The sequence below is a fragment of the Yokenella regensburgei ATCC 49455 genome (assembly GCF_000735455.1).
Taxonomy (GTDB): Bacteria; Pseudomonadota; Gammaproteobacteria; order Enterobacterales; family Enterobacteriaceae; genus Yokenella; species Yokenella regensburgei.
The window spans coordinates 21744-30141 of the sequence record NZ_JMPS01000014.1 but is presented as its reverse complement, the minus strand read 5'-3'; the positions used below and the strand labels follow the sequence as shown (position 1 = coordinate 30141).

At 54.1% G+C, this 8398-nt stretch carries 9 protein-coding genes and 1 tRNA gene; 8 read left to right on the top strand and 2 right to left on the bottom strand.

Annotated features, from left to right (window positions below):
• Nucleotides 1-46: 46 nt before the first annotated feature.
• A tRNA-Trp gene (locus GYRE_RS03545) sits at nt 47-122 on the top strand.
• Between the two features lie 98 nt (nt 123-220).
• Here the strand turns inward: GYRE_RS03545 and hdfR are convergent.
• Nucleotides 221-1054 carry an HTH-type transcriptional regulator HdfR gene (gene hdfR / locus GYRE_RS03540; RefSeq protein ID WP_006816647.1) on the bottom strand — a complete coding sequence of 278 codons (834 nt, stop codon included), beginning with the start codon at nt 1052-1054 and terminating at the stop codon, nt 221-223.
• A gap of 106 nt (nt 1055-1160) precedes the next feature.
• Here hdfR and GYRE_RS03535 point away from each other — a divergent pair, with 106 nt between their 5' ends.
• Nucleotides 1161-1499 (top strand): MaoP family protein, encoded by a 339-nt coding sequence (locus tag GYRE_RS03535; protein ID WP_006816646.1) that lies wholly within the window; start codon nt 1161-1163, stop codon nt 1497-1499.
• A gap of 27 nt (nt 1500-1526) precedes the next feature.
• On the opposite strand, the gene GYRE_RS03530 is transcribed toward GYRE_RS03535, so the two are convergent.
• Nucleotides 1527-3050, bottom strand: a complete 1524-nt coding sequence (locus GYRE_RS03530; RefSeq protein ID WP_038253029.1) for a YifB family Mg chelatase-like AAA ATPase — start codon at nt 3048-3050, stop codon at nt 1527-1529.
• A 340-nt stretch (nt 3051-3390) separates the two neighbouring features.
• Between GYRE_RS03530 and ilvL the strand changes: the two genes are divergently transcribed.
• From ilvL to ilvD, 6 genes are all read left to right on the top strand, one after another.
• Entirely contained in the window at nt 3391-3489 is a 99-nt protein-coding gene (ilvL, locus tag GYRE_RS23425; RefSeq protein ID WP_001311244.1) for an ilv operon leader peptide, read from the top strand.
• A gap of 86 nt (nt 3490-3575) precedes the next feature.
• The gene (gene ilvX / locus GYRE_RS24790) at nt 3576-3626 is read left to right on the top strand and encodes a peptide IlvX (RefSeq protein WP_166792073.1); all 51 of its coding nucleotides are present in this window, start codon (nt 3576-3578) and stop codon (nt 3624-3626) included.
• Nucleotides 3627-3628: 2 nt separating this feature from the next.
• Complete coding sequence (gene ilvG, locus GYRE_RS03525; RefSeq protein WP_006816642.1) at nt 3629-5275, top strand: acetolactate synthase 2 catalytic subunit; 1647 nt, start codon at nt 3629-3631, stop codon at nt 5273-5275.
• The gene (ilvM, locus tag GYRE_RS03520) at nt 5272-5535 is read left to right on the top strand and encodes an acetolactate synthase 2 small subunit (RefSeq protein WP_006816641.1); all 264 of its coding nucleotides are present in this window, start codon (nt 5272-5274) and stop codon (nt 5533-5535) included. The genes ilvG and ilvM overlap by 4 nt, the downstream gene beginning before the upstream one ends.
• Before the next feature lie 17 nt (nt 5536-5552).
• A complete protein-coding gene (locus tag GYRE_RS24385) occupies nt 5553-6482 on the top strand; it encodes a branched-chain amino acid transaminase (RefSeq protein ID WP_038253027.1) in 930 nt (309 codons plus the stop codon).
• A gap of 63 nt (nt 6483-6545) precedes the next feature.
• Nucleotides 6546-8396, top strand: coding sequence for a dihydroxy-acid dehydratase (gene ilvD, locus GYRE_RS03510; protein WP_038253026.1), 1851 nt, complete (start codon nt 6546-6548; stop codon nt 8394-8396).
• Nucleotides 8397-8398: the final 2 nt, after the last annotated feature.

Here is an 8398-nt window from a genome sequence, read left to right as displayed (position 1 = left end):
CATCACTAAGCCTGCTACATAGCAGGCTTAGTGGTAAGCAAGATTTAGGGGCGTAGTTCAATTGGTAGAGCACCGGTCTCCAAAACCGGGTGTTGGGAGTTCGAGTCTCTCCGCCCCTGCCAGAAAATAATCCTTTGCTTCGGCAAAGGATTTTTTTTTTGTCTGTCATTTACCCATCTCACCGTTTTTCCTCATGCAGGGCATCCTTGCCCCACACGGTTTAACTCAATACGCTGGTTTTCAGAATGTCGCGGATCTGGGTCTGTTTGTCGCTATTTTGCAGCCAAATTGCATAAAGCGGACGGGAAAGTGTAATGCTGTCGGTCACCGCATGCAGACCACCTTTATCTTTGGCCCAGACCATAGGTAACCAGGTGCAACCGTTTAATGGCCCAAGCTGCTGACGAGCCAGTTCGGCAGAACTGGTGGTTAAAGACGGCACGTCGTCGCTGGCAATCAACCCTACTTCATGCTGTTGGAAATCTGGCCCCCACTCGAGACGCAGATAGTTGAGATCGGCTTTCGTCCGGGCCGGTTCTGCTGAATAGAGCGCAAGGGTAAAATGCCCCAACAACTGACTGCTGAACTCGTCCATTTTTGGGGCTTCAGTGGTAATGAGCAGATCTAACTGGCGTTCATGCAGCTGCTTTACCAGTGACTGGCGTTGTGCAATACGTGCCTCAAACTGCAGATTAGTCTGCACCTGATAAAGTCTGCTGAGCCAGCCGTTTAACATACATTCCCACAGCGAAGCGCTGGCACCAATTGAAAACTCATTGTGTCGGGAGGTGTGCGCTACCTCCTTACGCGCGGCTTGCCAGGTATTCATCAGGGTTTCTGCATAAGGCAGAAGTTTCTCGCCAGCCGGTGTCAGACGGATGTTATTCCGGTGTCTGGTGAACAGATTCACCCCAAGCTGATTCTCTAACTGGCGAATACGAAAGCTGACCGCCGACTGAGTCAGATAGAGCGCTTCTGCGGCACGCCCGAAGTGACGAGTTCTGCTGACTTCCAGGAAAGTTTTAAGCAATTCCGTATCCACGACCTTCTCCACAAAATTATTTGTCGTTATGATTTAAATGTTTTGTTTTACACTCTGTCAAGCGTAACTAATACTCCGCGCCATAAATAGCTCGGACAAAGACTTAGGAGCGTGTAGGATGGCGGAAAGCTTTACGACAACGAATCGTTTTTTCGACAATAAAAATTATCCGCGTGGTTTCTCTCGTCATGGTGATTTCACCATCAAAGAGGCACAACTGCTTGAGCGTTTTGGTTATGCCTTAAACGAACTGGAGCTGGGTAAGCGCGAACCTGTAACCGAAGACGAAAAACAGTTTGTTGCAGTGTGTCACGGGGAGCGTGAGCCCTCAACCGAAACCGAACGCGTATGGTTTAAGTATATGGCGCGTATCAAGCGCCCGAAGCGTTTCCATACTCTGTCTGGCGGTAAGCCGCAGATGGAAGGCGCGGAAGACTATACTGAAAGCGATGACTAAAATAGAAAGGGGCTCCGGCCCCTTTTTTTATGCCAGTAATTTCTGCAGGTGAATCAATACCCGATCGATACCCCGGTAGCTGAGCGCCTCCTGCAGGTGAGAGCGGGTAATATCGCTGCAGGCAGCAAGGTCAGCTATCGTGCGGGATACTTTCAACAGGCGCTGCCATGCACGAATAGACAACCCCAGTTGCGTTAACGTCTGCTCAAGCCATAAGGCATCCGCATTTTCCAGTTCGCAGTGTTCCCGTATTTCACTCCCTTCCAGATGAGCATTGAGTTTCTTTTGCCGTGAATACTGCTTTGCTTGTGCTTGCAATACTCGTTCGCGCACCATGGCGGTCGTCTCCCCGGCTCTTTGGGGCTGGCTAAGCAGTCCTGGCGGCGGCAGCGGGATCTCAAGCGAGAGATCGAAGCGGTCGAGAAAAGGTCCGGAAAGCCGCCCCAGATAGCGTAGCGTCTGTTCCGGCGTACAGCGGTTGTGCTTGCCCTGATAGTGACCGGTGGGACTGGGATTCATGGCAGCAATAAGCTGGAAGCGCGCAGGGTAGGTGACCTTTGCTCTGGTTCGCGACAAATGAATTTGCCCAGACTCTATCGGTTCACGCAGGGCATCAAGAACACGCCGTTCGAATTCCGGGAGCTCATCGAGAAATAAAATACCGTTATGTGCCAGCGAGATCTCGCCAGGACCCGGTATCGATCCGCCGCCGACCATCGCCGTCAGCGAGGCGCTGTGATGGGGTGAACGAAAAGGACGTACCCGCCATTGGGTTTTCATATCCGCTGACTGCACCAGGCTTGAGATAGCCGCGTTCTCCAGCGCTTCTTCGTTACTGAGCGGGGCAAGTAAGCCGGGCAACCTGCTGGCGAGCATGGTTTTCCCCGTACCAGGGGGACCAATGAGCAGTAAATTGTGTCCACCGGCCGCGGTTATCTCCAGCGCACGCTTCCCCTGCTGCTGCCCGATAACATCGGTCAAATCGTTCACAGGGGCGGTACAGGCTGAAGAATCATTCTGAGGTGCCGCGCTTAGCGTATGTTTGCCTTCCAGAAAAACGCACACTTCCTGCAAATGATGAGCGATATAGCAGTGGTCTCCACCAATTAGCCCGACTTCAGAAGCGTTATCCTCTGCAACCACGATACGACGTCCTGCTTTTGTTGCCTCTATTGCGCCTGATATTGTCCCAGGAATACCGCGTAAAGCGCCTGTGAGTGCCAGTTCACCCACAAACTCATACTGACTCAGCTTTGCCCCAGAAAGCTGCTCAGAAGCGACCAGGAGCGCAATGGCGATAGGTAAATCATATCTCCCTCCTTCTTTAGGGAGATCGGCGGGAGCCAGGTTAATGGTTATCTTCTTTGCCGGGAATTCATAACCGCTGTTGATGATTGCGCTACGGACGCGATCTCTGGCTTCCTTGACCGTTGTTTCCGGCAGGCCAACCAGGGTCAAACCGGGTAGCCCTTTGCTGATATGTACCTCGACGGTAATGAGCGGCGCGGTGATCCCCAGCGCGGCGCGAGTGTAGACAACTGATAGCGACATAATGCCTCCTGATAGCGTCATTATGTCGTTAATTGAAATTCCATAACGCGACAAAATGTCGTGATTACGATGCAGATTCCCGTATTTTTACCGCATTTCACAGCACAATAAAATTTCTGGAATTGACCTCGCAAAGGCGCTTTCCCTTTGTTTGGGGGATGGCGCAGAGGGAAAAATAGTGAATTTTTTTCAGCTCAAATTTTTCTTATATAAAACAACTGTTTTACTCGAAATTGTTAGCTGGCTCAGAAAATGGGTTATAAAAAAATCTTGTGTTCTCTGCGCTGCCTGTGTTACCTCTTTAGGTATTCCTTCGAACAAGATGCAAAAAGAACTGAAAATGACAGCCCTTCTACGAGTGATTAGCCTGGTCGTGATTAGCGTGGTGGTGATTATTATCCCACCGTGCGGGGCTGCACTTGGACGAGGAAAGGCTTAGAAATCAAGCCTTAACGAACTAAGACCCCCGCACCGAAAGGTCCGGGGGTTTTTTTATGGCCTAAAAACTGAAGCGAGGAGCAGATTATGACAACTAGCACAAAATTCTGTTTCTCCAGATTTATGACGGGGAACTAACTATGAACGGGGCACAGTGGGTGGTACATGCGTTGCGTGCACAGGGGGTTGATACCGTATTCGGCTACCCGGGTGGCGCAATTATGCCGGTTTACGATGCACTGTATGACGGCGGCGTGGAACACCTGTTGTGCCGGCACGAGCAGGGCGCGGCTATGGCGGCCATCGGCTATGCCCGTGCGACCGGGAAAACGGGCGTTTGTATTGCTACTTCCGGCCCAGGGGCAACAAACCTTATAACTGGCCTTGCCGATGCGTTGCTCGACTCCGTTCCCGTTGTCGCTATCACCGGCCAGGTCGCTTCCCCGTTTATCGGCACCGATGCTTTCCAGGAAGTCGATGTACTCGGTTTATCGTTGGCATGCACTAAGCACAGTTTCCTGGTTCAGTCGCTGGAGGAACTGCCGCAGGTGATGGCCGAGGCATTCATGGTGGCTAACTCTGGTCGTCCGGGGCCGGTACTGGTTGATATCCCGAAAGATATCCAGGTTGCCGTGGGTAATCTGGAGCCTCACTTTTCCACCGTCGCGGCGACGGATGCGTTTCCAGCAGCTGACGTTGCGCTGGCGAACCAGATGCTGGCGCAGGCGCAGAAGCCGGTGCTGTACGTCGGCGGTGGTGTTGGTATGGCGCAGGCGGTTCCGGCACTGCGTGAGTTCATCAACGTCACGCAGATCCCGGCCGTTTGTACCCTGAAAGGGTTGGGGGCGGTGGAAGCTGACTACCCGTACTACCTCGGTATGCTGGGAATGCACGGCACTAAAGCCGCGAACCTGGCGGTGCAGGAATGCGATCTGTTGATTGCCGTTGGCGCCCGTTTTGACGACCGTGTGACCGGAAAACTGAACACCTTTGCACCTCATGCGAAGGTTATCCATATGGATATCGATCCGGCAGAGATGAACAAACTGCGTCAGGCTCATGTTGCTCTGCAGGGCTCTCTGAATGCGCTGCTGCCAGCGTTGCAGCAGCCATTAGCGTTGGACGCCTGGCGTCAACATACGGCTGACATGCGCACCGAGCATGCCTGGCGTTACGATCATCCGGGTGAGGCCATCTACGCGCCGCTGTTGCTGAAGCAACTGTCCGATCGTAAACCGGCCGATAGCGTGGTCACGACCGACGTAGGCCAGCATCAGATGTGGTCCGCACAGCACATGACCTATACCCGTCCGGAAAATTTCATCACTTCCAGTGGGTTGGGTACGATGGGCTTTGGCCTGCCAGCGGCGGTGGGAGCCCAGGTAGCACGCCCGAACGATACGGTTATCTGTATCTCCGGTGACGGCTCCTTCATGATGAATGTTCAGGAGCTCGGCACCGTAAAACGCAAACAGCTGCCGCTGAAAATCGTCTTACTCGATAACCAGCGCTTAGGCATGGTTCGCCAGTGGCAGCAGCTGTTCTTCCAGGAACGTTATAGCGAAACCACCCTGACTGATAACCCCGATTTCCTCACGCTGGCCAGCGCCTTTGGCATCCCTGGACAGCACATCACCCGTAAAGACCAGGTTGAAGCGGCGCTCGACACCATGCTGTCAAGCGAGGGGCCTTACCTGCTTCATGTCTCAATCGATGAACTTGAGAATGTCTGGCCGTTGGTACCACCTGGTGCCAGTAACTCGCAAATGCTGGAGAAATTATCATGATGCAACATCAGGTCGCCGTTCTGGCCCGCTTCAACCCCGAAACCTTAGAACGCGTTTTGCGCGTGGTGCGTCATCGCGGTTTTCAAATTTGCTCTATGAATATGGAGACCGCAACGGATGCGCAGAACATAAATATTGAATTGACCGTTGCCAGCCCTCGTCCAGTCGAATTACTGTTTAGTCAGTTGAGCAAACTGGTCGACGTCGCCTGTGTCGAGATCCAGCAACGAACAACATCATCACAACAAATCCGCGCCTGAGCGCAATAGGAAGAAAAATGACGACGAAAAAAGCTGATTACATTTGGTTCAATGGTGAGATGGTGCCATGGGGTGAAGCGAAAGTTCACGTGATGTCCCACGCGCTGCACTACGGTACTTCCGTATTCGAAGGTATCCGTTGCTACGATTCTCACAAAGGGCCAGTGGTGTTCCGTCATCGTGAACACATGCAACGTCTGCGTGATTCAGCCAAAATTTATCGTTTCCCGGTGTCTCAGAGCATTGATGAACTGATGGAAGCCTGCCGCGAAGTGATTCGCAAAAACAATCTGACCAGCGCCTATATCCGTCCGCTGGTCTTTGTTGGCGATGTTGGCATGGGCGTTAACCCGCCGGCCGGTTACACCACCGACGTGATCATCGCTGCCTTCCCGTGGGGTGCATATCTCGGCGCAGAAGCGCTGGATCAGGGCATTGATGCGATGGTCTCCTCCTGGAACCGCGTGGCGCCGAACACCATCCCAACCGCCGCGAAAGCCGGTGGTAACTACCTTTCTTCCCTGCTCGTGGGTAGCGAAGCCCGTCGTCACGGCTACCAGGAAGGTATCGCGCTGGATGTGAATGGCTATATCTCCGAAGGTGCCGGTGAAAACCTGTTTGAAGTGAAAGACGGCATTCTGTTCACTCCGCCGTTCACCTCTTCCGCGCTGCCGGGGATCACCCGTGATGCGATCATCAAGCTTGCTAAAGATCTGGGCATTGAAGTACGCGAGCAGGTGCTGTCCCGTGAATCCTTGTATCTGGCTGACGAAGTGTTCATGTCCGGTACAGCCGCGGAAATCACGCCGGTACGCAGCGTCGATGGCATTCAGGTGGGCGAAGGCCGTTGTGGCCCGGTCACCAAACGTATTCAGAAAGCATTCTTTGGCCTCTTTACCGGTGAAACCGAAGACAAATGGGGCTGGTTGGATTCAGTAAATCAATAATTAAAAAAACGGGACGGCACGCACCGTCCCGTTTCACAGACAGAGACCGGGAGTAAATAACGCATGCCTAAGTACCGTTCCGCCACTACCACCCACGGCCGCAACATGGCGGGTGCCCGCGCGCTGTGGCGCGCCACCGGGATGACCGACGCCGATTTCGGCAAGCCGATTATTGCCGTCGTGAACTCCTTCACCCAGTTTGTACCGGGGCACGTTCATCTGCGCGATCTCGGAAAACTGGTCGCTGAGCAGATTGAATCCGCTGGCGGCGTGGCGAAAGAGTTCAACACCATCGCCGTGGACGATGGCATCGCCATGGGACACGGGGGCATGCTTTATTCACTGCCATCTCGCGAGCTTATTGCCGACTCGGTGGAGTACATGGTGAACGCCCACTGTGCTGATGCCATGGTGTGTATCTCTAACTGCGACAAAATCACCCCGGGGATGCTGATGGCATCGCTGCGCCTCAATATTCCGGTGATTTTTGTTTCCGGCGGTCCAATGGAAGCCGGTAAAACCAAACTGTCCGACAAAATCATCAAGCTCGACCTGGTCGATGCCATGATTCAGGGCGCAGACCCGAAAGTATCCGATGAGCAGAGCGAGCAGGTGGAACGCTCTGCGTGCCCGACCTGCGGTTCCTGTTCCGGGATGTTTACCGCCAACTCAATGAACTGTCTGACCGAAGCGCTGGGGTTGTCTCAGCCGGGCAATGGTTCGCTGCTGGCAACCCACGCCGACCGCAAACAGCTGTTCCTCAACGCGGGTAAACGCATCGTCGAGCTGACCAAACGCTACTACGAGCAGGACGACGCCAGCGCGCTGCCGCGCAATGTGGCCAGCAAGGCCGCTTTTGAAAATGCGATGACCCTGGATATCGCCATGGGTGGTTCCACCAACACCGTACTGCACCTGCTGGCGGCGGCACAGGAAGCCGAAATCGACTTCACCATGAGCGATATCGACAAGCTGTCCCGCAAGGTGCCGCAGCTGTGCAAAGTGGCACCGAGCACCCAGAAGTACCATATGGAGGATGTGCACCGTGCGGGTGGGGTTATCGGTATCCTCGGCGAGCTGGACAGAGCCGGGCTGCTGAACCGCAATGTGAAGAGCGTGCTTGGACTGACCCTGCCGCAAACGCTTGAGCAGTATGACGTTATGCTGACCAAAGACGCGGCGGTGAAGAGTATGTTCCGCGCAGGCCCGGCCGGGATCCGTACCACTCAGGCGTTCTCCCAGGATTGCCGTTGGGATACCCTCGATGACGATCGCGCCGAAGGCTGTATTCGCTCTCTTGAACATGCCTACAGCAAAGACGGTGGCCTGGCGGTGCTTTACGGCAACTTCGCTGAGAAAGGTTGCATTGTGAAGACCGCAGGCGTGGATGACAGCATTTTGAAATTTACCGGCCCGGCGAAAGTGTACGAAAGCCAGGACGACGCCGTTGAAGCGATTCTCGGTGGCAAAGTGGTAGCAGGCGATGTCGTGGTGATTCGCTACGAAGGGCCGAAAGGTGGACCAGGAATGCAGGAGATGCTCTATCCGACCACCTTCCTGAAATCAATGGGTCTCGGTAAAGCCTGTGCGCTTATCACCGATGGTCGCTTCTCTGGTGGTACTTCAGGCCTTTCCATTGGCCACGTTTCACCGGAAGCGGCAAGCGGCGGTAATATCGCGATTATCGAAGATGGCGACCTGATTGAAATCGATATTCCGAATCGTGGTATCCAGCTGAAGTTGAGTGACCAGGAAATTGCGGCTCGTCGTGAAGCGCAGGAAGCCCGTGGCGATAAAGCCTGGACCCCGCGCGATCGTCAGCGTGAAGTTTCTTTTGCCCTGCGGGCATACGCCAGTCTGGCCACCAGTGCGGATCAAGGGGCGGTGCGCGATAAATCCAAACTGGGAGGCTAATG

Bases quoted from the DNA above. Each gene is read 5' to 3' on its own strand.
- ilvL (WP_001311244.1), top strand. From the start codon at position 3,391: ATGACAGCCCTTCTACGAGTGATTAGCCTGGTCGTGATTAGCGTGGTG.
- GYRE_RS24385 (WP_038253027.1), top strand. From the start codon at position 5,553: ATGACGACGAAAAAAGCTGATTACATTTGGTTCAATGGTGAGATGGTG.
- GYRE_RS03535 (WP_006816646.1), top strand. From the start codon at position 1,161: ATGGCGGAAAGCTTTACGACAACGAATCGTTTTTTCGACAATAAAAAT.
- ilvG (WP_006816642.1), top strand. From the start codon at position 3,629: ATGAACGGGGCACAGTGGGTGGTACATGCGTTGCGTGCACAGGGGGTT.
- ilvD (WP_038253026.1), top strand. From the start codon at position 6,546: ATGCCTAAGTACCGTTCCGCCACTACCACCCACGGCCGCAACATGGCG.
- ilvM (WP_006816641.1), top strand. From the start codon at position 5,272: ATGATGCAACATCAGGTCGCCGTTCTGGCCCGCTTCAACCCCGAAACC.
- GYRE_RS03530 (WP_038253029.1), bottom strand. From the start codon at position 3,050: ATGTCGCTATCAGTTGTCTACACTCGCGCCGCGCTGGGGATCACCGCG.